Genomic DNA, 23,968 nt, shown 5'->3' on the forward strand with positions numbered 1-23,968 from the left:
TCTCTCGTTCAGGCGACAGCGCGGGTTTCTAGCTCTGCCCAGGGACGGCGGTCGACCCACTGGTCGATCTCGAAGTTCGTGGCCAGGAACCCCCATTCATGCAGGAAGTCCTTGTAGTGCCCGATCGCCTCGACAAGCTCCGGTTCGAGGCCGATGCCGAGATGTTTGTGGAGATCAGGACCATTGGCCGCAGCCACGACCTCTTCCGATGCGCCGACTTCGCGGGCAACGAAGCGGCGCACCTCGTCCGGATGTTCTTCGGCCCAGGCACCGGCCTGCTTCAAAGTCGCGATCAGCTTGGCGACGAGATCGGGGCGGTCTTCCGCCAGCCGTTCATCGACGGTCAGCACCCGTGGGGATCCGGAATTGATGCGGATCTTCGGGTCGGGGTGGAAGCCGAATTCCACGACCGTGTGGGCCGCGAAGAGATTGGCGACCGCAATGCCGGGCGTGCCTTTGACATAGATGGCGTCCACCTCGCCACGCAGCAGCGCGGCGATCTCCGGACCATAGGCCTGTCGGTTTCGCAGTCCGTAGAGCTGCGGCCCCTCGCTACCGTCGAGCACGCTTTCGGAAAGAGGGATATCGACGATCTCGACATCGGAGGGTGCGAGCCCTTCGAGCGAAAGAGCGGAAACAAGGCCTTTCAGCGCCGTAGCGGCCATGAAGTCGACGATGCCTGGCGGACGGCGCGCAATGCCGAAGCGCCGGCCGACGAGGTCGCGTGTCGTTTTGATCCCGGTCGCCGGCAGCGTGATGATGGCCTGGAACTCATCCGTCCAGGTGATGCCGACGAGCCGCGTCGGGTTGCCTTCCGAGCGGGCGCGGATCGGCGGGACATTGCCGCCATGGCGAAACGAATAGTCGAGATGGTGATCGAAGTGGCTGGACCGGATGGAGCGATCCTTGCTGTCAATAATGGAGTTGAGCGTGATGCCCTCGGCGGCAAATACCGTGTCGAGGAGGCCAAGCTGGGTGGCAAGCCCCACTGGCGTCGGCACGGGGCAGCGGGTGTACCAGATTTGTGAGATGGCATTCTTGCGTGTCACGGGATCCTCCGCTGTCTTTGATGGGATGTGCCGGGAAGCGTTTTTCGTTCGAGCGCGTCTTCCTGGTCTGTCATTGCGAGGGTCGTACTAATTTCGGATTTGTATTCCAAGAATGGTGCGGATCGCGCGAATTCGCAGGAATGGTGTTCCTGTAATCGAGCAATCGCAGGGTGAAATTACTAAAACAGATTTGACAAAGCCTATGTAATTAGTCAACTATAAAAATCATCCACGGCGAAAGGTCAGGCCGAGGTGAAGGTTCGCTGTTGGCGGACAGCCAAACGGAGAGGCGACATCGATGCCGGTGCTGATCAGAATTGCGCGAACGCTTCGACGAACGCTTCTGCAGGCGGTTCCGACGATCCTCGGGATTGTGATCCTGAATTTCTTCCTTTTGCAGTTGGCACCTGGCGACGCGGCGGATGTTTTGGCAGGCGAGGCGGGATCGGCGACGGAAGAGAGTGTCGCTGCGCTCAGAGCCCGCTTCGGGCTGGACAGCCCGGTGCTTGAACAACTGGCGACCTATCTCGGCAACCTCGCCCAGTTCAGCCTCGGCTTTTCCCCGCGCTACGGAATGCCGGTCGCTGACCTGATCGCCCAGCGCCTGCCGGGAACGCTGACCCTGATGGCTGTGGCCCTCTTCATCGCGATCCTTCTCGGGGTCCTCCTGGGATCGCTGATGGCGACATTTGCAGGGCGGATCCCCGACCGGCTGCTGTCTGTGTTCTCGCTGCTTTTCTACTCGATCCCGAGCTTCTGGATCGGCCTGATGCTGATCGTGCTCTTTTCGGTCAAGCTCGGCTGGCTGCCGAGCGGCGGTGCGGGCACGATCGGCTCGCAGCTGAAAGGGTTCCCGGCGCTCTTCGACAAGGCGCGCTATATGGTGCTGCCGGCGACGTCGCTCGCGCTGTTCTACGTCGCGATCTATGCGCGGCTGACACGTGCCGCCATGCTCGAAGTCAAGAACCAGGATTTCGTGCGCACCGCCTATGCCAAGGGGCTGACGCCGTTTGGGGTGACCGCAAGGCACATTCTGCGCAACGCGCTGATCCCGATCACGACCATGGCCGGCATGCATATCGGCGGCATGCTCGGCGGGGCGGTGGTGGTGGAGACGGTCTATAGCTGGCCGGGTCTCGGCAGACTTGCCTTTGAGGCGGTCATGGGGCGGGATTTCACCGTGCTGCTCGGCATCCTGCTCCTGTCCTCTCTTCTCGTCATCATCGCCAATGCTGCAGTGGACCTCGTCCACGCCTGGCTCGATCCCCGAATTGGAGCTCGCTGATGTCCGCCACTGACTTCGGGGCTTTTCCAGCTGTCACGGGCGGCGCCTATGCTGCTCCGGCCACGAACGAGCAGGCAACCGCGCCGGAACGTCCGGCCTGGTCCAACGTAAAGGCGCCCGACGCGCGCTCCCAGCCAACCGCCGCGGTCGCCCTCACCAACGGGCGGAGGGCACTGAAGGTCTTTCTCGCCAACCCCAATGCGCTGTTCGGCACCGCATTTCTCGCGTTCGTGATCGCCGTCGCGCTGCTGGCGCCGGTGCTTTATCCGGACGACCCCCTGTCGATGGTCGGAAAACCGTTCCTTTGGCCGGGCCAGGATCCGGCTTTCCCGCTCGGCACGGATTCTCTTGGGCGTGACGTTCTGGCTGGCATCCTGCACGGTTCGCGCATCTCCTTGTTCGTCGGGCTTATGGCGACAGCGCTCGGTCTCACCTTCGGCGTCTTTGTCGGTGCGATTGCCGGTTACTTCGGCGGCTGGGTCGACGACCTCCTGGTCAGGCTCATCGAGATCTTCCAGACCCTGCCGAGCTTCGTGCTTCTCGTCGTTCTGGTCGCGATCGTCCAACCTTCGGCAACCACCGTCACGCTTGCGATCGCCGTCATCTCCTGGCCGACGGTCGCGCGGCTGACGAGGGCCGAATTCCGTGCAATCCGTGAAAAGGATTTTGTCATGGCCGCACGCAGCCTCGGCTTTGGCCATGGACGGATCATCTTCCGTGAGATCCTGCCGAACGCACTGCCGCCGATCATTGTCACCTCTTCGGTCATGGTCGCAACCGCGATCCTGATGGAATCGGCGCTTTCCTTCATGGGCCTCGGCGATCCGAACGTGGTGAGCTGGGGCTCGATGATCGGCACCGGCCGCGAGCTGGTCAGAACCGCCTGGTACCTGACCGCGCTTCCGGGCCTGGCGATCGTCTTCACCGTGCTTGCGCTCAATCTCATCGGGGACGGTCTGAACGACGCCCTCAATCCTCGCTTCTCGCAGGACCGTTGACGATGGCGCCGCTGCTTCAGGTCGAAAACCTCACCATCGGCTTTCCGCGCGCCGAACCGGTCCGCAATCTGTCTTTCGAGGTCGGGGCGGGCGAGACGCTGGCGATCGTCGGAGAATCCGGTTCGGGCAAATCGCTGACGGCGCTCGCCCTGATGAAATTGCTGCCGGGCGCAGCACAAGTGACCAGCGGCCGCATCGTCTTTGACGACCGGGACCTCCTGGATCTGGATGCGCGCGAAATGCGCCACCTGCGCGGGCGCGAGATCGCCATGATCTTCCAGGAACCGATGACGAGCCTCAATCCCGTCATGTCGATCGGCCGGCAGATCGGCGAAGTGCTGAAGGTGCATGAAAAGCTCTCGGGCAGGGCGGCGCGCGAACGGGCGATCGAGCTGCTGAAGCTCGTGCGTATCCCGGCCCCCGAAAAACGGGTCGACGACTATCCGCATCAACTGTCGGGCGGCATGCGCCAGCGGGTCATGATTGCCATGGCGGTTGCCTGCCGACCGAAACTGCTGATTGCCGACGAACCGACGACGGCTCTCGATGTGACGATCCAGGCGCAGGTGCTCGACCTGCTCGACACCCTGCGGCGCGAACTGCAGATGGCGGTGGTGCTCATCACCCACGACCTCGGCGTCGTCGCGCAATGGGCCGACAAGGTCGTCGTCATGTATGCCGGCCGCAAGGTCGAGCAGGCGTTGCCTGGCGATCTCTTCAACGATCCGCTGCATCCCTATACACGCGGGCTGCTTTCGGCCTCGCCGCGTCTGAAGACCGATTTTCACTATCTGAACGGTCCGCTCACCGAGATCCCCGGATCGATCGTCTCGGCGGCAGGCGAGGTCGGCTGTCCTTTCAGGCCGCGCTGTCGCCAAGCGCGCGCGAGCTGCGGCCATCAGGTACCACCCTTGATTGCTCAAACGCCGGACCGGCTCGTTGCCTGCCCGTTCACCTCGTCCCTCAAGGCCGTCCCCGATGCCGCTCATCTCAGCCTCTGATCTCAAGACCCATTACAAGACCCGCGACGGTTTGTTGCGTTCGGTCGACGGCGTCGATCTCGTGGTCGAGCGTGGCGAGACCGTCGGGCTTGTCGGCGAAAGCGGTTGCGGCAAGTCGACGCTTGGCAAGACACTTCTGCGCCTGGTCGATCCGACCGCGGGGCAGATCGAGTTCAAGGGCGAGGACATCACCGCACTGGATCAGGGGCGGCTCAGAAACGTCCGCAAATCGATCCAGATGATCTTCCAGGACCCGTTCGCATCGCTCAATCCGCGACACACAATCGGTGAAATCCTGGAAGCGCCGCTGATCGTGCACAAGGCCGGCAGCCGGTCGGAGCGCCGTCGCACGGTCGCCAGCATCGTCGCCAAGGTCGGGCTGCCTGCCGATGCCATCAATCGCTACCCGCACGAATTCTCAGGCGGCCAGCGGCAGAGGATCGGCATTGCCCGGGCGCTGCTGCTCAATCCGGATCTGATCGTCTGCGACGAGCCCGTTTCGGCACTCGACCTGTCGATCCAGGCACAGATCCTGAACCTCTTGGTGGAGATGAAGAAGGAGTTCGGTCTCTCCTACCTTTTCATCAGCCACGACCTGTCGGTGGTGCGCTACTTCTGCGATCGGGTTCTGGTGATGTATCTCGGCCGGATCGTGGAAAGTGCCGATAACGAGACGCTCTGGTCGGACCCGCGCCATCCCTATACGCGCGCGCTGATGGGTGCCGTTCCCGATCCGTCGCGGCCGAGACAGGCCGCTCCGCTCGGCGGCGATCTGCCGAGCCCGAGCAACATTCCGTCGGGCTGTCGGTTCCACACCCGCTGCCCGCTGGCGACCGAGCTTTGCCGCGTCGCCGAGCCCGAATTCCGCTCCATCAAGCCGGGCCACCAGGTGGCCTGTCATGTTGCGGACCACATCAACTGAAATGGAGAACTTGAATGGTTGAGTACCGCTATCTTGGGCGCAGTGCCCTCAAAGTGTCGCCGCTGACGCTCGGATCCATGATGTTCGGCAACCAGACGCCGGATGACGTCGCCTTCCGCATCATCGACAAGGCGCGCGAACAGGGCATCAACTTCATCGACACGGCCGACGTTTACCACGACGGCAAGTCGGAAGAGGTGGTCGGGCGCGGCATCAAGGCCCACCGGGATCACTGGGTGCTGGCGACCAAGTTCGTCAATTCGCACAAGAAGGGACCCAACCTCGGCGGCTACTCGCGCAAATGGGTCTATCAGACTGTCGAAAACTCGCTGCGCAATCTCGGCACCGACTACATCGACATCCTCTATTTCCATCGGGCCGTGTTTGACGCGCCGCTGGAGGAACCCGTCAGGGCCATCGCCGATCTGATCAAGGCCGGCAAGCTGCGCTACTTCGGCGTCTCCAATTTTCGCGGCTGGCGCATTGCCGAGATCGCGCAGCTGGCAGACGAACTCGGAATCGACAGGCCGGTCGCAAGCCAGCCGCTCTACAACATCGTCAACCGCACGGCGGAGGCAGAGCAACTGCCGGCCGCCGCCGCCTATGGGCTCGGCGTCGTCACCTACAGCCCGCTGGCACGCGGCGTTTTGACCGGCAAGTACAATCCCGGCGAGGCGCCGGGCGCGGAGACCCGTGCCGGCCGCGGCGACAAGCGCATGCATGATGTCGAGTTCCGCGACGAATCCATTGCCATCGCCAAGCAGATCGCAACCCACGCTCAAGCCAAGGGTATTGCAGCTGCGGATTTCGCGCTTGCCTGGGTGCTGAACAACCGGCTGGTCACCTCGACGATCGGCGGGCCGCGCACCGAAGAGCAGTGGGACGGCTATATCCGCGCGCTGGATGTGAAGATCGATGCCGAGGACGAGGCCGTGGTCGACCGGCTGGTCGCCGCCGGCCACCCGTCGACGCCTGGGTTCACCGACCCCGGCCATCCGCTCGAGGGCCGTTTCCCGCGTTCTGGCGCGGCGGAGGCGGAGATCATTCCGCTCGCACGGGCGCAACGCGTCGCCTGAGGCGTTTTAGCCCGGCGCACTGCCGAGGCCGATCATGATCAAGAGAAGAAGCGCCGGATCGTCGATCCGGGGCTTCTTGGTGTCGGCTTTACTCTGATGCTACGGCTCTCGTCTCGCGCAGGCCGAGCAAGCGTCTGGCATTGCCGCCGGCGACAAGCTGGGCCTCGCTTTCGTTTAGCCCAGCTTCCGCGAGGCTGTCGGGCAGGCTCTTGTGATCAAGTGCTGCAAGGATGGGCCAGTCCGTGCCGGCCAGCACCCGCTCGGCGCCGAAGAAACCGGTCAGGGTGCGGATGATCTCGGTATCGTGCCCCATCGTGTCGAAATAGATGTTGGGACGTTTGCCGGCCGCTCGCTCTGCCCGGCTGTAGATGCCGCCGCGTGCCGCCTGGACGATGGCGCCGAGGCCGAGTGTTGCGAAAATCAGATGCAGATCCGGGAGCTCGTCGAGCACTGTCGACTGGATAACCGACAGGAAGGCGACGCCGTTCATCAGCCCGCGGCCGAGCGAATTGCCGAGCCTGCCTGCGCCATCGATCAGCGCTTGCGCATTGGGATGGGCGACCGGATGGACGAAAACCGGCACCTTGTGGCGTGCTGCGACTTCGAGCGTCGGACGCACAGCGGGATCGGCGAGGAATTTGCCGTTCCGTGCGGAATCGATGACGAGACCGGAAAGCCCGAGCTCGACGATCGCGCGCTCGGCCTCACGCGCGCCTTCCTCGCCGGCAAAGGCGTCGACGACGCCAAAGCCGGCCAATGCCGGGTGATCGCGCGACAGGGTCGCCAGCCAGTCGTTGGCTTCCCGCAAGGCGGAAAGCGGCACAGGCCCTTCGAGGCCGAACAGGCTCTCGATCGTCGCAGTGACGATCGCCAGCGACACGCCTGCGGCCGCAAATTCGTCCACAAGCGCTTGAGGTGTGGTGATCTTGCGATAGATCTCCGGCGTGAAGCCGCCGACAGGCTTGGCGTATCTGCCGCCTGGTCTCCAGGCCGGCGGCCAGAGGTGCACATGGATGTCGACGATATCGAGCGGCGCGGTCATTCGGCGGCAACCTTTCTGGCTTCGCGTTCGGCGATACCCGCTTTGACCAGCGGCACGACATCACGTCCATAGGTGACGGTATCTTCCGTCGGGTAAAAGCCGCGAACGAGGAAGTTGGAGACCCCGGCGTCGTAGTAATCGAGGATGGCGTCGGCGACCTGCTCAGGCGTGCCGACCAGCGCTGTAGAGTTTCCGCCGGCGCCGCTCGCTTCCGCGACTTCGGTCCACAGCCGCTTGTCGAGGACCTTGCCGCGGCTGGCGGCCTCCCGTAGGCGAACGGAACCGACGTTCGTCGGCAGCTTCTCGCCGTTGCCGCCGGCCGAGCGTGCGACCTGCGCCTTGACCTTATCGAGGATATCCGCTGCCTTTGCCCAGGCCGCGTCTTCAGTCTCCGCCACGACGGTACGAAAGGCGAGGGTGAAGCGGATATCGTCTGCGGCGCGACCATTGGCAACCGCAGCCGCCCGCACCTTCCCGATGGTTTCCCGCGCGCCGTCGAGCGGTTCGCCCCAGAGCGCGTAGATATCCGCATGCTTGCCGGCAACGGCGATCGCCGCGTCCGAGGAACCGCCGAAGGAAATTGGAATCCGTGGCTTCTGGAAGGGCTTCACCTGGCTGAAGGCGCCCTTGAATTTATAGAAGCGCCCGTCGTGGTCGAAGGGCTGGTCGCTCGCCCAGACCTTCTTCAGCACCGTCAGGTACTCGTCTGTGCGGGCGTAGCGGGTATCGTGGTCCTCGAAGTCGCCGTCGCGAGCCTGATCCGCGTCGGATCCACCAGTGATGATATGCACCCACACACGCCCTTCCGAGAACTGATCCAGTGTGGCGAGCTGGCGCGCGCCGAGTGTCGGGGCCATCAGGCCGGGCCGGTGGGCAAGCAGGGCCCCGATCCGGTCGGTCTGGCTGAAGACATAAGCCGCGATCTGATTGTTGTCGGGCCATTGCGCGAATTGGCCGATCAGCAGGCGGTCGATGCCTGCCGCTTCCGCCGCCTGGACGTGATTGCGGATATAGGCCTTGTCGATGACTGGACCGGACGCGGGCACAATGTCGGACCCTTGCCTGTTGGACGTGTGGCCGATGAATTCGGGGCGCATGGAGGAACTCCTTCAAAAGGCTAGGTGCGTAGAGTTCAATAATCTATGTATTAGATGTATTTTGTCGATTGCGTTTTGCGGGCCAATCTTGGGATGGCGTTGTCACGCGATCGGCCATTGCCGAAATTTTTCCTCCCCTAGAGCCCGCTCCGGCCCTCGCACTGTCCGCCCGCAGGCCAGGCATCCGGCAAACGGAGTGGCCTGAGTAGCTTTTTTCATAAAAGCCGCGGAGTTTAGAATTACACCATCTCGATAAATATAGTAGATTTTATATGGTCTGGCTAACACCTCCATCGGGTGCTGGAGAAATCGGCGTTGCCTGCGCTTCGCCTGCTAGGGGATACTCAGATGATAGCAAGACATAACGGGACTTTGAAGCCGACGCGCCGCGCGTTCCTCCTTTCCTCCGTTGCTCTGGCGACTGCGATTGCCGTGCCATTGCTGCCGGTGCCCTCGTTCGCGGCGGAGGAGCCGACGCGCGGCGGCAGCGTCTCGATCAACATCGGCACCGAGCCGCCCGTGCTCGTGCTCATCGCCCATAGCGCCGGCGCCGCCTACTATATCAGCGGCAAGGCGACTGAGAGCCTGCTGACCTATGACAAGGACTTCAATGCTCAGCCGTTGCTCGCCACGGAGTGGACGGTGAGCGAAGACGGCCTGCGCTATTGGTTCAAGCTACGTCAGGGCGTTCGTTGGCACGACGGCAAGGATTTCACCGCCGAGGATGTCGCCTTTTCGATCCTGGCGCTGAAGGAGAACCATCCGCGCGGCCGCGCGACCTTTGCCCACGTAAAAGAGGCAAATGTCCTCAATTCGCATGAAGTGGAGCTGATCCTTTCAAAGCCGGCGCCCTACCTGCTGACCGCCTTTGCCAGCTTCGAGGCGCCGATCGTTCCGAAACATCTCTACGAAGGGACGAAGATCGCGGAAAACCCGCACAACGTCGCGCCTGTTGGCACCGGCCCCTACAAGTTCGTAGAATGGGTTCGCGGCAGCCATGCGCTCTTCGTCCGGAACGAGGACTATTGGGGTTCGCCCAAGCCCTATCTCGACCAAATCATCTTCCGCTTCATCATCGATCCGGCCGCAGCCGTCGCGGCGATCGAGACCGGTGAAGTGCAGGTCTCCACGGCCAATCTACCGCTGACCGACATCGACCGCCTGAAAGCCAATCCGAACCTCGTCGTCGATACCGACCCGGCGCCCTATTCGCCGAGCATTGCCCGTGCCGAGTTCAACCTCGAGAACAAGTATCTGGCCGATATTAACGTCCGCCATGCAATTGCCCATGCGGTCGACAAGGACTTCATCGTCAACACTGTCTACCTCGGCTACGCGACCCGGCTCGATGGGCCGGTCAGCCCGGACCTTGCGAAGTTCTACACGCCGAACCTTCCCAAATACGAGTTCGATCCGGCCAAGGCCGAGAAGCTCCTGGATGAGGCGGGCTACGCGCGCGGAGCCGATGGTTTCCGCTTCAAGCTGTTCATCGATCCAACCCAGCCTTCCGGTCCTCCCAAGCAGACCGCGGAATACATAGCGCAGGCCCTTGCCAAGGTCGGCATCAAGGTGGAACTGCGGACGCAGGACTTCGCGACCTTCGTGAAACGGGTGTTCACCGATCGCGACTTCGACATCGCCATCGAAGGCATGAGCAACCTTTATGATCCGACCGTCGGCGTCCAGCGTCTCTACTGGTCGAAGAACTTCAAGCCGGGTGTCCCGTTCACCAACGGCTCCAGGTATTCGAACCCGGAGGTCGACCGGCTTCTCGAGACGGCCGCCGTCGAGATCGACCCGAAGAAGCGCCTGCAACTCTTCAACGAGTTCCAGAAGCTGGTGGTTCAGGACCTTCCGACGCTCGACATCGTCACCCCGGCGGTGATCACCGTCTACGACAAGCGGGTGAAGAACCTGAAGCTCGGCGTCGAGCATCTCTGGAGCAACGGGGCAGACATCTATCTCGACGGGCAATCGTAAATGATCTCGACGAGTAATCGTCGAAAGCGCGAGTGCAGCCGGAGGATTATCCGGCTGCATCGTCTTTTTTCCAGTCTTGGAGTTGACGCGTGACGATAACCAAGGTGCTGACCGTTCCCCGTCCGACACGTGCGGAACTTCTCGCGCGCGTCCCTGACTTTGTGTCCGAAGTCTCAAAGGGCGCGGCCGAGCGCGATCTGTCGCGCTCGCTCCCTTTCGAAGCCTTCGAACTGTTTCGTGAACTGGAACTTGGGACCCTGCGCATCCCGGTCGCCCTCGGTGGGCCTGGCGGTTCGGTTGCCGACTATATCGAGATGATCGCTGCGATCGGTGCTGCCGATTCCAACGTCGCACATGCACTTCGGTCTCATTTCAACTACGTCGAAAACGTCATCCTCAGCGAGCCTCGGGAGCGGGATGCCGGTGCCGTCGAGCTGATACTGGCCGGAAAACTCTTCGGTGGCGCCCATACTGAGCAAGGCACGGCGCGACCCGGCCAGGTGACGACGACGATCGTCAGGCAGGGCGACACCTACAGGCTCAACGGTCGCAAATGGTACGCCACGGGCACCGCCTTCGCCGACTTTGCTTCGTTCAGTGCGCTGGACGAGGAAGGGCAGGCGGTCGGCGTTCTCCTGCCGGTCGATCGGCAAGGCATCACCATTCTCGACGATTGGGATGGCATGGGGCAGCGGCTGACCGCGAGCGGCGGTGTGATCCTCGACAATGTCGAGGTGTTCCCGCACGAGATTGCCCGCCGCGCCCTCGACAATCTCGTGGGGCGCCATTGCTCGACGCTGCGACAGTTACACCTGGCTGCAAGTGCGGCCGGTGCCGTACGCAACGTCCTTTCCGATGGCCTTGCCTATGTCCGCAAGCAGGCGCGCGCCGCCGCCCACAGCAGCGCCGAAACGGCAAGCGAGGATCCCTTCGTCCAGCAGGTCATTGGCGAGATCGCTGCAAACTCCTTCGCCATCGATACGGCGGTCGCCGCAGCCGCGGAGGCGCTGGACCGCACGATCGCCGCGTTCGGCGGGGGAACCGACGTCGCGATCGAGGATGCCTTGATCGCCAGCGCGCTTTCGACGGCGCGAGCACAGCTCGTTCTTGGCCAGCTCGGATTGCGAAGCGCCGAACGCATCTTCGAACTGGGCGGCGGGTCGGCGACCTCCCGCAACAACAACTTCGATCGGCACTGGCGCAATATCCGCACGGTCCTCAACCACAACCCGCTCCTGCACAAGGCGAGGGTGCTGGGCGACTACCTGGTTAACGGGACGACCACCCATCTGAGGGAAGGAAAGGTGTTTTGACTGCGCACCCACCTGTCAAAACAGGCGCGCCGCGGGCTCTCCCAACGGTGAGCACGTGCCCGCAGGTTTTAACTGAATCCCACGGAGACCTGGTCGAGAAGTTCTTCAACTGAGCGTACGCCTCAAACGTCGCTATCTGCACTGTTTGTACTAAATTGATCGCATGATGTATCGTCGGGAACGGCGACCCAGGCTTCGCTTGAGATGGAGATCACTTTCAGGCCGTTTGATCGCACCGGTCGCTCACGGATCGCGCAGCTGATAAACAAGCCTAATCAGTTCAATCTGACCACCCGGCAGCGGCCGGACATGTTGACGGGCGCTCTATGGGTGAGATCCCCACCGGTCTTGAGGTCCAGCCCGAGGTTCGTGTCGCCGGGGTTGAGCAGCGCGAGGGCAAGCCGTAGACCTGTAAATTGGCCGGGCCGGCGGTGAGCATGCCGGCATGATAGCGGTCGAGGCTGAAACTCGTCTCACCGGCGATGAACGTGTCGCGCCCGACAATCGTACAGTTGTTATGCTCCGCCGGGTTTATCTTCCTTCTCGATTTGCCTTAGGGCGCCCTCAATCGTGGCTTTGTATCGCACGCGAGGGGGCCGCACATTGTGCGCAAACAGCATGCGGCGAGCCTGCGTAGAGGCGCCCGTGATGAAGAAGCGCACTTTGGCACGCCCAGCTTTGTGCACCGCGCCTTCAATGACACTGGCAGCAGTAGAATCGAGAAAGGAGACTGCCGAGCAATCGAGGATGAAGTTACGCCGCTGGTCGGCGATGCGGTCGAGGATTGCGCCGACAGTCGTGGCAGCGGCGAAGAAAAAGGCGCCGGAAATGCGGTAAACGACCGTGTCCGGATCGCTGGCGGCTTCCGCGCGATAAGCCTCGCGCCCGCCATTTGCCTCGTCGGCGGTGTCGTCTAGCGACGGAGGAGTGTGAGCTTCGACGGCGATCGTCTTCGACATACGGTCGATGAAGAGCACTGCTCCGAGCGCGAAACCCACGACGATGCCCTCTGTCAGGTCGCGGAAGACGACAAGCAGGAACGTGACGAGCAGCACCAGTGCATCGCCCCGCGAGGAGCGGATCAGCGCGGCCACTGATTGCGTCTCGATCATGTTCCAGGCGACGACGGTGAGCAAACCGGCGAGCGCAGAGAGCGGGATGTAGCTCGCGAGCGGTGCGGCAATTAGCATAAAGCCGAGGAGGAACAAGGCATGTAGCATCCCAGAGATGGGGCCATGCGCGCCGGCACGGACATTGGTCGCCGTGCGCGCGATCGTGCCAGTCGCACAGATGCCGCCAAACAGCGCCGAGGCTATATTGGCCAAGCCCTGCGCTACAAGTTCGCAATTGGAACGGTGACGTCGTCCTGTCATGCCATCTGCAACGACCGCCGAAAGCAGCGACTCGATTGAACCGAGCAAGGCGAAGGCAACAGCATTTGGCAAAACGGCAAGCAAAAGTTCGTTGCTCATCGCGGGAAATGAGGGCAGCGGCAGGCCGCGCGGAATGCCGCCGAAGCGAGTCCCAATTGTGTCCACAGGCAAGGAGAAGACTGCCGCGACGAGCGCGGCGGCGGCGACGGCCAGCAGCATGCCTGGCCAGCGCGGCCGCAAACGTTTCAGGGCGAGGATAGTGCCGATCGTCAGTATTGCCACGGCAAGCGCTGAAGAATTGAACGTGGGCGCTGCGGCGGTCAGTGTGGCCAGCTTCGCCAAAAGTTCACCCGGTTCCGCGCCCGACAATCTCAGCCCGAACAGTTCTTTGATCTGGCTGGCGAAGATGATGACGGCGATACCGGCGGTAAACCCGATGGTCACCGGATAGGGGATAAATTTGATATAGGTGCCGAGCCGCATATAGCCGGCGGTCAGCATGAAGAAACCTGATAGCATTGTCGCAAGAAGCAGGCCTTCCAGCCCGTGGCTGTGTACCGTCGCCGCCACGAGCACGATGAAGGCACCTGCTGGTCCACCGATCTGGAAACGGCTGCCGCCGAGAGCGGATATCAGGAAGCCGCCGACAATCGCGGTGAAGAGGCCGCGTTCGGGGGAGACGCCCGAAGCAATGGCAATCGCCATGGAAAGCGGCAAGGCCACGATCGCCACGGTAAGCCCGGCGACCGCGTCGCTGCGAAATTGCGACCAGCCATACCCCTCGCGAAGCACGGTGACGAGTTTGGGTGTGAACAATTCCCAGAACGTTGGGGCAGAAAATTGTGCCGAGTTCGGCCTGCGGGCCGTTAATACCGTCTGCGTTTGCCGCGATATCCCCATTTGTTATTCCGGCCCTTCGTTATAGGCGACGGGACGTCGACGTCACGGTCGGCGATTGCCGCCGTTGGAGAGAACTCCGCGTTTCACCTCTTCGCATCGACGGATGGACCCGGCTGGACTAGGCGGACACCGCGCCCGCCGCGCTCACTCGGCTGGTTGTCGCCGATCAGCTCTACGCCGCAGGCATTGAGCGCTTCGATCACTCGCGTCAACGTTTCGACCACGCCACGCACAATGCCCTCGCTGGCCTCCATGCGCTGGATCGTCGGTACTGACACGCCGGCCTTCTCTGCAAGCATCTTTTGGTCGATGCCGGCAAGGGCACGAGCGGCACGCATCTGTGCAGCTGTGATCATTCAGATTTGTTCCATAGCCGTTAATCTAAATTAGTGACGCATTGAAGTTCATGTTTCAAGCCTAAATCCTGAGACACCGACGATGCGCCAGAGAACTATCTCAACGGCTCGTTCGCTGGGTTCGCCTCCGGCGCTAAACCGCGATTTGATTTCGCGCGGTGACAGGGATAGAGGCACATATGAGTTTAGCAGCCGATGCCGAGAGCATCACGGCGATGCGATAAAGACAAGCAGGGTACTACAGCGGAGCGAACATGAGCGACCAGGGCGATGACTACGTTTACGACGAGGCGACCGGCGAATGGCGGCTGGCATCGGAAATCGCCGCGGAGGCCGCGAAAGCTGCGGAGGTTCGCGATGCGTCCGGTAATCTTCTTACCGACGGAGACTCTGTGGTCCTTATCAAAGACCTCAAGGTGAAGGGGGCCGGCCAGACCCTCAAGCAGGGCACAATCATCAGGTCGATCCGGCTCACCAACAACCCGGAAGAGATCGACTGCCGGCACGACGCGATCAAGGGACTGGTCCTGCGCACCGAGTTTGTCCGCAAGCGGTGACCGACGACATCAGTTGGCCGGACTTGCAGTCGGTGCGCTGTGTCCGAATTTACCTCAGCCTCCGGCGTCGGTTGGGCGGGCACTCCGATGGGCCGTCTTCTAGATGGACGACTTCCCACTAGAAGCGGCTCAGAACGCTCTTCCACAGCTACCCGTGGCTGGCAGTGTATCCCTGGAGCACTTACTGCTGCTTGGATGGGGCGGCAGTCACATCGCTGGGGTGCGGCGGTCTTCACTACGACGATCACCGCCGCCTCCCTTTGTGACAGCGGAGTGTCGGCTGCCAGTAGGTCGGTCAGGCGCGCAATGCGGCAAGATGCCTTGCCGTTTCGAGGCAGGCTGGTTGCTGGTCTGCAAATCGGCGTCGTGTCCGGCACATGGGAGTCGCCCCAGCCGATCGGCAGATGAAGGTCGCCGATACCGAGCGCGGCTGCCTCGGCCGGATGATAGAAACGCTTCATCGAATAGGGCAGGCCGAAGCTATCGTGCACATGCAGATGGCCGGTCACCGGCGCTGCTGGGACTGCGCGCTTTCCTTGGCCGGAGCCATGGACATGCTGAAGCGCCAAGTGGCAAGGCTTGCGGTAGGGAAAATGAGATTCGTGTTTGCAACAGACAAATGCGCCTATTGCTGTACCTGATCTCGGAGACGAACATTTCGCAATCTCCGAGATCGAAGTAAGCTCTCTGGCTAACAAGGGCCGTGTTATTTCGTGACCGTCAACCTGGCTTGCATGCCGGCTTCGAAATGGCCCTTGATGTTGCAGAGAAGTACGTAGGAGCCCGGCGCGAGTTTCGCCTTTAACTGGCCATTGGCTCCCGGCTTCAGCTCGGAGACTTCGCCCAAGCTTTGGAGCTTCTCCTCGTTGACCCGTCCCTTGGCGGCATCAATGGCAATCTTCTGATCGGCTGACTTCAGCTTCACAAGCACCATCTCATGCTCTTCAGTCATGGCGTCGTTGTGGACGAGAAATGTCGTCTCACCGGCCTTGATCGTGGTCTGGTCGAGAGTCAGGGCCATCGGGCCACCACCTTCACCACCCTCGGTGACCTTGACCATGGTTGCTGCGAATGCAGGCGTTGCAAGACAGACGATGGCAAAGGCGGCAAATGTGTTCTGGAGGTATCGCACGCGGAATTCTCCTTTTTGAATGGTGCAGTTCAGCAGTTCATGAGGTCTAGACGGTGATGCTGCTGGGCGCCGAACGTACGAGGCCGGTTCTGTCTATTCCCTGTCATTCTCTCGAATTTCGGGAAATGGACGAGACAGCCCTCAGGCGCCGTGCGCCACTGCGCATCGGAGTGCGCATTTTACGAAAAGACGATTATCGGAATTGCGCAAAGTCACGCGAACGGCGGGTTTGATGTCGAAAGTTGTCCTTTGTCGACTTGGCGACAACCAGCAAAGTAATGTCGAGATTTACACCAGTTGTTGCCGATCTTCGGCTCTTAGCTGTCGCGCGGAAGCGCACCCGAGCGTCGGGCGACGGTGCAAAAAGATAGAGCCATTCACCGCGCACTCACAACGCGCTCGCGCAGCATCGAGGGCATTGCCCGCGAAAAGCCGAAGCCGGATTCGCCATTGATGGAAATCGATAAGCGTGGACATGCCGCGCCGTGACTTCGCCCATGACCTTGAGCGGCGCGCGACGCTTGTTACGGAAGCGGTCTTCGCAATGGACTTGCTCATGCCAATAGGCAGACCTGCACGCCCGATGGGAGCGGCTGATGTCCATGTGCTCATCCGAGCCGGATCGGTACTGATTGCCCTGCCACTGGCGGGCGCCTCGGTCTGTAGCTGGCCACCTTGCCCGCCACACTTGCCGCCACCACGCCATCATGGTCTGATCCGCAGCCGGGAACGGAAGCGATGCTGGCCGCACTCAAGCCGCCGGGCTCGGCCCCTCGCGATCGTTGGCATCAACGACGCCGCGGAAGGTCAACGGGTCCGAAGCGCGATTTGAGTTGTCCACGGCTGATCTCACGCTGGCGGGTGAGTTCACCGCACTATCGTGACCGAGCAAAGCGCCTGTTGTGCGACCTTCTGCGAGACGCTTCCAAGCAGCATCCCGGCTAACCTTCCCAGCCCACGGCTGCCGACGACGATCATGTCTGCACCAATCTCGTCCGCTACGGCGAGAATGGTCTCAGCATAGTCGCCAGGTTCGACCCGCGTGTGCACGTCGTTGACGCCAAGAGTTCGTGCACGTTCCGCCGCATTCTCGACAATGCGTTCTCCGAGCACCGACCTCGTCTCGCCAATGCCGCCTTGCGAACTTTTGAATAAATCGTGCCTCGAGGAGAGGGCGCGCTCTTGCCCAGGCATCGTGATCGCCGAGACACGCCGCACCATATGCTCGGCTCGTGCAAGCTGGCTTGCTTCCTCGGCCCTCACGGCGCTCAATATGACGTGAAGGATAGTAACGCGCGCGCCCGGACCCCTTGCGATGTTGGCTGCCATCTCCACGGCTTTCCAAGCCGTATCGGAGCCGTCTGTTGCAACAAGAACGTGTTTGATCATCATCGTCCCTCCGGTTCAGCAAGTCTCCCACAACTGAGGCGGAATGTATTGATACTGGTCAAAGGACTGCAAGCGTACTTCGAAACCTGCGCTGACGTCGCGGCGAGCGCCAAGGCGCCGGATAATACGGACAGCGCGGCTGCGGCCACGCAGACTTGGCATCGGCATCCTTGATGCCGATCAATGTAGGCTCTCTGGTCGCGTTCCGGATGGATTTCCGCAAACTGGTTTTACGATACTTGCGACCGACAGCCGGGCATAATTTCTATTCTTCTGCACCAAAAAATCTCAGGCGAGCCTCAGCTTGGTACGCTGCGGGGGAGGGCGCAGGCGGCGTTGTCAGCACTGTGCTCCGTGTCGCGTGTGAGGCTGGAACCGCCTACGCAGTCCACGACGTTATCGATGTCCGTTCTCGTTACCGCTCTCAACCTCACCATCGACGTTTCAAGCCTCGCTGAGCGTCCATTTATGGACCGTCGTGTTCGATCGGGCCCTTGATGCGCGCCATTGACGAACGGAATGCGATTATACAGCCGAGCGCTATTGCGCCGAGAAGTTCGAGGAGCACGATCTTTCGAAGGACGTCATTTACACACCTGTGACGACACCTTCTCGCCGGTGTCACTGGTGTCGGCCGGTCTTGGCATCGGCTTTGCGTCGAAGTGGAGGGGCGGTCTGTGAATTTCGATCCTTGAACCTGCTATCATGCCTATCGGACAAATGTCCTGCTCCAATTGACGTGGCGCAAGGAAACCGGTCCGCCCTATTGGTAGTTTGTCGCATGTTCATACGACTGCACTTGAGCGCCAAAACGCGGACGCAAACCCGTGCCTTGCCTTGGATCTCCTGCTTCTCGAAAGGAGAACGAACATGACTACAGCAAAACTTGCATATGTGGCGATTGGCGCCACGCTCCTAGCAAACAACCCCACGCCATCCTTGGCTCAAACAGCCCCCGCCGAGAAACAAGATGCGCGGCCGGGTTACTCTGAGATGATGCCTGGCGAGATGATGGGGGGGAGGCAGCGCGGCATGATGGGTGGCATGCGCCAAAACATGATGCAAGGCCACATGATGAAGATCATGTTTGCCGTTGCCGATGTTGATGGCGACGGCGCCCTGTCGTTCGACGAAGTCACAACGATCCACAAGAGGATCTTCGAGACGGTCGATGGGAACAAGGACGGCAAGGTGACGCTCGAGGAGATGCAAGCCTTCATGCGCGAACAATGAGGCCTGGAAACCGGCGTTTTTTGCCGGCATGCGGACCATAAGAAGGTCTGGAGAGCCGGATCCGTCCGTTCGCAAACGTCCCCGCACGCGGCTCCGCCGCGCCTGTGGTCCATTCCACATGAGAACTCGTTGGAGCTGGCGCAATGCCCGCATCATCGTAGAAACAATTGCTCACCGTTTGTCGTTGTGCTCAAAGTGTGTCGCCCTCCACATCCGGCAGTCTCGAAATCCCTTGACACCGCAGGCGCCGACTTTATCCAGCCGCTACAGTTTGTAGCCGATCTTTCGGAGCAGGTCTTTCCGCCACGCAATGTCCGCGTCTGTTTCGACGCCCACCGGTGAGGCGCCATCCACCACGCCGAGCACGCCGCGCCCCAATTCAGTTTGCGCGACGATCACCTGTGTCGGGTTGGCCGTCGCACAGTAGATGCGGCAGACCTCTGGCACCGCACGCACCGCGGCCAGCACGTTAACGGGAAAGAATCCGTCGCCCAGGAAGATCAGGAAAGTGTGACCGGCGCCAATGGCCAATGCGTTGTCACGTGCGAGGGCAAGCACGGCTTCGTCGTTACCCGACCAACGCACCAGCCGCTTACCGGAGGCTTCGCAGAAGGCCAGCCCGAAGCGGATGCCTGGAACCGCGCCCACCAGCGCCTCGTGGAGGTCTTCCACGGTCTTGATGAAATGCGATTGGCCAAAAATGAAGTTGGCGGCGTCCGGCTTGACGATGGGCACCACGGTTAGTTCCATGGCTGCGCTCCTTCAAGGTAGGCAACGCAATGGTAAGTAGTCCCGCGCTAGGTGATTTCAAGCCGCCACAGCGGCCAATTCGCCCTCCGCGCCGCCACCGGAGGGCCAAAGCGCCCGCGACTTCGAAATGATCCGCGCGACGCAACGGTGGCTGGTGAGCTGGATCAGGCTGCGCGGCGCGAGAGTGTCGAGGTCGGTGTCGGCGTCGGTTCAGGCTGCTTCAGCATCGTTATCGGCGAGGAGCCTACTACGTCCGCCGCAATGACGAGGGTTCAGACCCGAGGTCCGGTATTGCACAACATGGGCACCTCCGTCCGACCGAAACCCAGTCCGGCCTTGTCCGCCTTGCCCAAAGGATATTATCGTCCTGCCACGAGCAGGTCCCCAATCGCTTCAATGCGCCATGAAGATGGGTGACTTCGCGTGCTTGAGCGTCGATTTCATGACGCCTCCAAGGAGAAGCTCCAGCAGCCGGGAATGGCCATAGGCGCCCATGACAATCATGTCGGCGTCGATGTCCACCGCGTGCTGTTGCAGCACGTCAGGCACGGCTCGTCCCGAGCTCGGCAGGTTCTCGACCGACACGTTGATACCGTGGCGGGCGAGGTAGGCAGCTACGTCGGCCCCTGGTTCCTCCCCGCTTGCCGTCTGCGCTAAAACCGGATCGACCATGGTGACGTGAACCGATTCCGCCGCCTTCATCATTTCGAGTGCGTCTCGGGCAGCATGGGTCGAGCTCGGGCGGGAGTCCCATGCCAGCAGGACCGTTCTCGGTTGCAAGGTCGCTTTGCTGCCGGGTGGGACGAAGAGGACGGGACGCTGCGCCTGAAAGAGGCTGCCGTTGACGATCTGCGACTTTAGATCCTCATTCCCGAAGACAGCCGGGCCGACCAGAAGCAGGTCCGCATAGAGCGCCCGCTGGCCGATGGCATAGCTGGCTCCTGCCACCTCCGCATAGACGCTATCCACGTCAAACGACAGTTCCGTTTTGGCAATGCGGTCGCGGACGTTGCCCACCCGTTCCGCGAGTTCCTGCAGGTTGCGCTCTCGCTGTTCCAGCCACCTCGGCGCCAGCGTTGTATAGCGCCCGGTCGGTTGCGGTGCCATCACAGCAAGAAAAACGCTGAGATGGGCGCCCACTTGACTGCAGAGGTCCATCGCGACTTGAAGATCCTGATCGATCTCAGACACGCCGGTCACGTTGAGAATGGTCTTGAAAGCCATCGGTTTCCTCCATTTGGTGCGCTGCCGTCCGCAAACGCACTCGCGCGTTTGTGGAGCGAGAGTTCGCTGTCAGTCTGTGTTTATCTCGATCTTGCGCTCGTCCTGCCGTGCTTCCTCGGCTTTCGGCAGCCGGAAGTTCTGTCGCTGTCGGCCAAACTCACCCCCATGACCGAAGCTGGTCATTCGTTTAATTTTTTTGTTCATTGGATAGATTAGCAAAAGCTAAATTAATTGATCTGGGTCAATGTGGCTGAGGGCGATGCGGCTACCTTGATTCCGATTTCAATCGGGAGGCTTTCATGTTCAGCAACATCCTCATACCCACCGACGGCTCACCGCTCGCGACGCTGGCCGTGGATGCCGCCATCACATTCGCAAAGGAAGTGGGCGCGAACATCACCATCTTTATCGTGACGGAACCTTTTCACCTCGTTTCTCTGGATGCGGAGCAGGTCAGCAACACCCGCGCGCAATATGAGGCGCTTTCCGAGGTGCATGCTGCCGAGACGCTTTGCGCCGCTCGGACCAGGGCCGAAGCGGCCGGCGTTCGCTGCGTGACCGATCATTCCATCGCGCACGAGGTTTACCTCGAGATCATCAGGAAAGCGGAGGATATCGGCGCCGATCTCATCATGATGGCTTCGCACGGCCGAAGCGGTGTCGGCGCCTTGATAATCGGCAGCGTCGCCGCCAAGGTTCTTACGCATTCGACCATCCCTGTCCTGATATATAGGAAATAGCACGAAGACAGGGAGACTGGCATACGTCGTGGCGATACAAAATCGTCCGGAGTTCGACATGCTCGCGAGCGCACACTTCTGGGGCGGCCTTGTCATCCTTGCCCTGGTAATCCTGCAGATACTGGTGCGCGTAGCCAAACCGGCGGCAACCTCCCGGGCCTTCGAATTGGCAGTGCAGGCGATGCTCACCTTGTTCTACTTCATGCTTCTTGCGGTTCCCGCAAGTGGGCTGTAGCGGCTTATATCGCTGACGAGTTCGGCGATATTCACGCGACTGCAAAGCCGGTGTTCATCGTCCTGATCTGGTTGCACGCGGTCCCACGGGAGGCGTCAATATCCGTACCACGATAGGGTTTTCCGACGTCTAGGGGCTGCGCCTTACGAGCGAAAATAGGGCGGGTCGTGGTCAGCGTGTCGTGATCAGGTTTTGAGACAAGGCGATGGCATAGACCGAAGCCCGATCGGCAATCCTCGCCACCTTCCCGAAAATATGCACTTACGAAATTGCCGTGGCAGGCGAGGCGGATCCTTCGGTGGAAGAAATGTTTGACGGCCCGCTCAAGGCTCGCAAAGCGTTGACGATCACTGCGATGTCTATCCCTTCCTGCAAAAGGGCGCCGGCGACCGGAGTTATGTATCCAAAGGCCGCAAAGACCATCGCGATCCCCGACAATGCCAGACCGACAACGATGCTTTGCAAGGCGATTCGCCTTGTATGCCGTGCGATCATGACAGCATGAGGTACGCGATCAATCCGATCGACCAGGATCACGACGTCCGCAGCTTCTGACGAGGCGGTCGCCCCGCGGGCACCCAGGGCGATGCCAATATCAGCCGCGGCCAGTGCCGGCGCATCATTGATCCCGTCACCCACCATCATCGTCGGCTGGCGACGCTGTTCGGCCGCAACGGCTGCAAGCTTTTCAGCCGGACTACGATCGGCATAGACCTCGTCGATCCCAAGGGAAGATCCGACGACGCTGGCGGTCTCGGCGTCATCGCCGGTGACCATGATGATGCGCGAAATGCCGGCTGCATGAAGCTGAGCCAATGCGGCCGGCGCCTCAAGGCGGATTGCGTCCGCCAAAACGAGGAATGCAGCGATCCGACCGTCCACGGACACATAGATTGCGAGTCCCGAACTGCCTTCCCTAGCTGATGCAACCGAACAGGCCCATGCCGGTGCCTCTCCATCTGCAAGGACAAGCGCACGCGACCCGGCACGCACATGCCTACCATCGACAATGCCCTCCAATCCGGAGCCGCGAAACTCCCGGACATTTGTCGGCGATGACAGTGGCATTCCCTTTGCTCGCGCCAAGGCAACGATGGTCTCGGCCAGAACATGGTGTGAGGCCTGCTCGAGGGACGCGAGAAGGCGCAAGATTTCGTCGGCGTCGCTATTTGGCGCCGTTTCGAAGAAAGTGATGCGTGCCCCGCCTTCAGTCAATGTCCCTGTCTTGTCGAAAATGACAGTGCGGACAAGGGCAAGCGCCTCGAGCGCGGAGCTTCCTTTCATCAGGACGCCCGCGCGTGCGGCGCGCGAGACGCCGCCGATGAAGGCAACGGGTGCGGCGAGAATGAGCGGGCAGGGAGTGGCAACAACGAGCACGGCGAGTGCCCTGATGCGATCACCCGATAGCCACCACGCAAGACCTGCAACGAGAAGCGTCGCCGGCAAAAGCAGCAGGGCGAAACGATCGGCTATTCGGATGAACGGTGCCTTGGCGGTCTGTGCCTCTTCGACCATGCGGACAATGCCGGCATAGGTGCTCTTGCTGGCCGGGGCAGACGCTCGATAGTGGAACGCCTCGCCGGCATTGACGGTGCCGCTTCTAAGGTGTTCACCCTTCCGCCGAATTTCCGGCAAAGGCTCGCCGGTCACGGCGGACTCGTCAAGCTTGGCCCGTTCATCAAGAAGATGTCCGTCTACGGGCAACAACTCGCCGGCTCTTACCAGCAAGTCGTCACCTACGACGATCTCTCCAGCCGCAATGTCCGTTACTTCGCCCTCAGCGACCTTGTGGGCAATACGGGGCGTTCGATCACGAAGCGACCTGAGGTCGCGTTCGGCTTTGCCGCGTGCATAGTCTTCCAGCAGGTTGCCGCCGGTATACATCATGGCGACCACCACACCCGCGAGTGGCTCCCCCATGGCGATCGAAGCTATCATCGCAACGAGCGCTATGGCGTCCACACCCATCCGTCCGACCAGGAAATCGCGCACTATCGTGATAGCGAGCGCTGCGACGACCGGAACTGTCGCGGCGCTCCAAATGAGGTCGGGTGCCAGCGGCCAGCCGACGTATTTTACCAGTAAGCCGGCAAGCATGCCGGTTAGAGCGACCGCCAGAAATGCAAGGTGGAAGAAACCCGCTCTCATGCAATCCGCACCTCCCGCTGTCCATTCCGAGGCTCAGGCGATTGTGCCGCAATAGAGTACCGGCGCGGCAGCCCCGGTTGCTCCCACCCCGCCACTTGGCGTATTCAGAACCGCCGAGGCTCTAGTCGCAGCTGGATGAAGATTCAGTGGCAGGTCACCTGCACGTCA

Annotated in this window: 21 protein-coding genes and 2 pseudogenes; 12 read left to right on the top strand and 11 right to left on the bottom strand. The window is 61.3% G+C overall.

The window, feature by feature from the left end; all coding sequences use genetic code 11:
* Window positions 1-8: 8 nt before the first annotated feature.
* Complete coding sequence (locus IB264_RS30245) at window positions 9-1,049, bottom strand: ABC transporter substrate-binding protein (RefSeq protein WP_192434774.1); 1,041 nt, start codon at window positions 1,047-1,049, stop codon at window positions 9-11.
* Between the two features lie 298 nt (window positions 1,050-1,347).
* On the opposite strand from IB264_RS30245, the gene IB264_RS30250 reads away from it, so the two are divergent.
* From IB264_RS30250 to IB264_RS30270, 5 genes are read left to right on the top strand one after another with little or no spacing between them, the layout of a single operon-like run.
* On the top strand, window positions 1,348-2,334 hold the full coding sequence (locus tag IB264_RS30250; protein WP_192434775.1) for an ABC transporter permease: 987 nt from the start codon (window positions 1,348-1,350) through the stop codon (window positions 2,332-2,334).
* Window positions 2,334-3,332 carry an ABC transporter permease gene (locus IB264_RS30255; protein WP_084814791.1) on the top strand — a complete coding sequence of 333 codons (999 nt, stop codon included), beginning with the start codon at window positions 2,334-2,336 and terminating at the stop codon, window positions 3,330-3,332. The genes IB264_RS30250 and IB264_RS30255 overlap by 1 nt, the downstream gene beginning before the upstream one ends.
* A 2-nt stretch (window positions 3,333-3,334) precedes the next feature.
* Window positions 3,335-4,333 (top strand): ABC transporter ATP-binding protein, encoded by a 999-nt coding sequence (locus tag IB264_RS30260; RefSeq protein ID WP_025430801.1) that lies wholly within the window; start codon window positions 3,335-3,337, stop codon window positions 4,331-4,333.
* A complete protein-coding gene (locus IB264_RS30265) occupies window positions 4,311-5,255 on the top strand; it encodes an ABC transporter ATP-binding protein (RefSeq protein ID WP_192434777.1) in 945 nt (314 codons plus the stop codon). The genes IB264_RS30260 and IB264_RS30265 overlap by 23 nt, the downstream gene beginning before the upstream one ends.
* A 14-nt stretch (window positions 5,256-5,269) precedes the next feature.
* Window positions 5,270-6,331, top strand: a complete 1,062-nt coding sequence (locus IB264_RS30270; protein WP_192434779.1) for an aldo/keto reductase — start codon at window positions 5,270-5,272, stop codon at window positions 6,329-6,331.
* 88 nt (window positions 6,332-6,419) lie between these two features.
* Here IB264_RS30270 and IB264_RS30275 read toward each other — a convergent pair whose 3' ends face one another.
* Both IB264_RS30275 and IB264_RS30280 read right to left on the bottom strand, forming a co-directional pair.
* A complete protein-coding gene (locus IB264_RS30275) occupies window positions 6,420-7,373 on the bottom strand; it encodes an amidohydrolase family protein (RefSeq protein ID WP_192434781.1) in 954 nt (317 codons plus the stop codon).
* Window positions 7,370-8,470, bottom strand: a complete 1,101-nt coding sequence (locus tag IB264_RS30280; RefSeq protein WP_192434783.1) for an LLM class flavin-dependent oxidoreductase — start codon at window positions 8,468-8,470, stop codon at window positions 7,370-7,372. Before IB264_RS30280 ends, IB264_RS30275 begins: the two co-directional genes overlap by 4 nt.
* 348 nt (window positions 8,471-8,818) lie before the next feature.
* Between IB264_RS30280 and IB264_RS30285 the strand changes: the two genes are divergently transcribed.
* Both IB264_RS30285 and IB264_RS30290 read left to right on the top strand, forming a co-directional pair.
* Window positions 8,819-10,450, top strand: a complete 1,632-nt coding sequence (locus tag IB264_RS30285) for an ABC transporter substrate-binding protein (protein WP_192434784.1) — start codon at window positions 8,819-8,821, stop codon at window positions 10,448-10,450.
* A gap of 89 nt (window positions 10,451-10,539) precedes the next feature.
* Window positions 10,540-11,763 carry an acyl-CoA dehydrogenase family protein gene (locus IB264_RS30290; RefSeq protein ID WP_192434785.1) on the top strand — a complete coding sequence of 408 codons (1,224 nt, stop codon included), beginning with the start codon at window positions 10,540-10,542 and terminating at the stop codon, window positions 11,761-11,763.
* A gap of 515 nt (window positions 11,764-12,278) precedes the next feature.
* Here IB264_RS30290 and IB264_RS30295 read toward each other — a convergent pair.
* Both IB264_RS30295 and IB264_RS30300 read right to left on the bottom strand, forming a co-directional pair.
* The gene (locus tag IB264_RS30295; RefSeq protein WP_192434786.1) at window positions 12,279-14,036 is read right to left on the bottom strand and encodes a SulP family inorganic anion transporter; all 1,758 of its coding nucleotides are present in this window, start codon (window positions 14,034-14,036) and stop codon (window positions 12,279-12,281) included.
* Between the two features lie 83 nt (window positions 14,037-14,119).
* On the bottom strand, window positions 14,120-14,392 hold the full coding sequence (locus IB264_RS30300) for a helix-turn-helix transcriptional regulator (protein ID WP_025430787.1): 273 nt from the start codon (window positions 14,390-14,392) through the stop codon (window positions 14,120-14,122).
* Between the two features lie 254 nt (window positions 14,393-14,646).
* Here IB264_RS30300 and IB264_RS30305 point away from each other — a divergent pair, with 254 nt between their 5' ends.
* Window positions 14,647-14,949, top strand: coding sequence for an alkylphosphonate utilization protein (locus IB264_RS30305; RefSeq protein ID WP_025430786.1), 303 nt, complete (start codon window positions 14,647-14,649; stop codon window positions 14,947-14,949).
* Between the two features lie 295 nt (window positions 14,950-15,244).
* Here IB264_RS30305 and IB264_RS34910 read toward each other — a convergent pair.
* The 3 genes and pseudogenes from IB264_RS34910 to IB264_RS30320 form a co-directional block, all read right to left on the bottom strand.
* A pseudogene (locus IB264_RS34910) lies at window positions 15,245-15,464 on the bottom strand (sugar phosphate isomerase/epimerase); the annotation flags it as partial.
* Between the two features lie 191 nt (window positions 15,465-15,655).
* Entirely contained in the window at window positions 15,656-16,081 is a 426-nt protein-coding gene (locus IB264_RS30315; protein ID WP_309141680.1) for a plastocyanin/azurin family copper-binding protein, read from the bottom strand.
* Window positions 16,082-16,948: 867 nt separating this feature from the next.
* A complete protein-coding gene (locus IB264_RS30320; RefSeq protein WP_192434788.1) occupies window positions 16,949-17,470 on the bottom strand; it encodes a universal stress protein in 522 nt (173 codons plus the stop codon).
* Window positions 17,471-17,981: 511 nt separating this feature from the next.
* On the opposite strand from IB264_RS30320, the pseudogene IB264_RS34915 reads away from it, so the two are divergent.
* Window positions 17,982-18,148 (top strand): annotated as a pseudogene (locus tag IB264_RS34915) (transcriptional regulator); the annotation flags it as partial.
* A gap of 192 nt (window positions 18,149-18,340) precedes the next feature.
* On the top strand, window positions 18,341-18,703 hold the full coding sequence (locus IB264_RS30325) for an EF-hand domain-containing protein (protein WP_192434789.1): 363 nt from the start codon (window positions 18,341-18,343) through the stop codon (window positions 18,701-18,703).
* 264 nt (window positions 18,704-18,967) lie between these two features.
* Here the strand turns inward: IB264_RS30325 and IB264_RS30330 are convergent, their stop codons facing one another.
* Window positions 18,968-19,453, bottom strand: coding sequence for an adenosine-specific kinase (locus tag IB264_RS30330; RefSeq protein ID WP_192434790.1), 486 nt, complete (start codon window positions 19,451-19,453; stop codon window positions 18,968-18,970).
* A 393-nt stretch (window positions 19,454-19,846) separates the two neighbouring features.
* Window positions 19,847-20,677, bottom strand: coding sequence for a universal stress protein (locus tag IB264_RS30335; RefSeq protein WP_192434792.1), 831 nt, complete (start codon window positions 20,675-20,677; stop codon window positions 19,847-19,849).
* A gap of 299 nt (window positions 20,678-20,976) precedes the next feature.
* On the opposite strand from IB264_RS30335, the gene IB264_RS30340 reads away from it, so the two are divergent.
* Together IB264_RS30340 and IB264_RS30345 are read left to right on the top strand one after the other, a co-directional pair.
* Window positions 20,977-21,417: a universal stress protein gene (locus IB264_RS30340; protein ID WP_025430778.1), complete on the top strand. Its 441-nt coding sequence runs from the start codon at window positions 20,977-20,979 to the stop codon at window positions 21,415-21,417.
* A gap of 58 nt (window positions 21,418-21,475) precedes the next feature.
* Window positions 21,476-21,652, top strand: a complete 177-nt coding sequence (locus IB264_RS30345) for a hypothetical protein (RefSeq protein ID WP_192434794.1) — start codon at window positions 21,476-21,478, stop codon at window positions 21,650-21,652.
* Between the two features lie 261 nt (window positions 21,653-21,913).
* Here the strand turns inward: IB264_RS30345 and IB264_RS30350 are convergent, their stop codons facing one another.
* Complete coding sequence (locus tag IB264_RS30350) at window positions 21,914-23,800, bottom strand: heavy metal translocating P-type ATPase (protein ID WP_192434796.1); 1,887 nt, start codon at window positions 23,798-23,800, stop codon at window positions 21,914-21,916.
* Window positions 23,801-23,968 lie beyond the last annotated feature (168 nt).

The organism is Ensifer sp. ENS11 (assembly GCF_014851895.1).
Classification (GTDB): domain Bacteria; phylum Pseudomonadota; class Alphaproteobacteria; order Rhizobiales; family Rhizobiaceae; genus Ensifer; species Ensifer canadensis.

Coding starts and splice junctions, on each gene's coding strand:
- IB264_RS30265 (WP_192434777.1), top strand. CDS start 4,311: ATGCCGCTCATCTCAGCCTCTGATCTCAAGACCCATTACAAGACCCGC.
- IB264_RS30285 (WP_192434784.1), top strand. CDS start 8,819: ATGATAGCAAGACATAACGGGACTTTGAAGCCGACGCGCCGCGCGTTC.
- IB264_RS30340 (WP_025430778.1), top strand. CDS start 20,977: ATGTTCAGCAACATCCTCATACCCACCGACGGCTCACCGCTCGCGACG.
- IB264_RS30270 (WP_192434779.1), top strand. CDS start 5,270: ATGGTTGAGTACCGCTATCTTGGGCGCAGTGCCCTCAAAGTGTCGCCG.
- IB264_RS30260 (WP_025430801.1), top strand. CDS start 3,335: ATGGCGCCGCTGCTTCAGGTCGAAAACCTCACCATCGGCTTTCCGCGC.
- IB264_RS30325 (WP_192434789.1), top strand. CDS start 18,341: ATGACTACAGCAAAACTTGCATATGTGGCGATTGGCGCCACGCTCCTA.
- IB264_RS30320 (WP_192434788.1), bottom strand. CDS start 17,470: ATGATCAAACACGTTCTTGTTGCAACAGACGGCTCCGATACGGCTTGG.
- IB264_RS30255 (WP_084814791.1), top strand. CDS start 2,334: ATGTCCGCCACTGACTTCGGGGCTTTTCCAGCTGTCACGGGCGGCGCC.
- IB264_RS30330 (WP_192434790.1), bottom strand. CDS start 19,453: ATGGAACTAACCGTGGTGCCCATCGTCAAGCCGGACGCCGCCAACTTC.
- IB264_RS30295 (WP_192434786.1), bottom strand. CDS start 14,036: ATGGGGATATCGCGGCAAACGCAGACGGTATTAACGGCCCGCAGGCCG.
- IB264_RS30335 (WP_192434792.1), bottom strand. CDS start 20,677: ATGGCTTTCAAGACCATTCTCAACGTGACCGGCGTGTCTGAGATCGAT.
- IB264_RS30305 (WP_025430786.1), top strand. CDS start 14,647: ATGAGCGACCAGGGCGATGACTACGTTTACGACGAGGCGACCGGCGAA.
- IB264_RS30350 (WP_192434796.1), bottom strand. CDS start 23,800: ATGAGAGCGGGTTTCTTCCACCTTGCATTTCTGGCGGTCGCTCTAACC.
- IB264_RS30250 (WP_192434775.1), top strand. CDS start 1,348: ATGCCGGTGCTGATCAGAATTGCGCGAACGCTTCGACGAACGCTTCTG.
- IB264_RS30275 (WP_192434781.1), bottom strand. CDS start 7,373: ATGACCGCGCCGCTCGATATCGTCGACATCCATGTGCACCTCTGGCCG.
- IB264_RS30300 (WP_025430787.1), bottom strand. CDS start 14,392: ATGATCACAGCTGCACAGATGCGTGCCGCTCGTGCCCTTGCCGGCATC.
- IB264_RS30280 (WP_192434783.1), bottom strand. CDS start 8,470: ATGCGCCCCGAATTCATCGGCCACACGTCCAACAGGCAAGGGTCCGAC.
- IB264_RS30345 (WP_192434794.1), top strand. CDS start 21,476: ATGCTCGCGAGCGCACACTTCTGGGGCGGCCTTGTCATCCTTGCCCTG.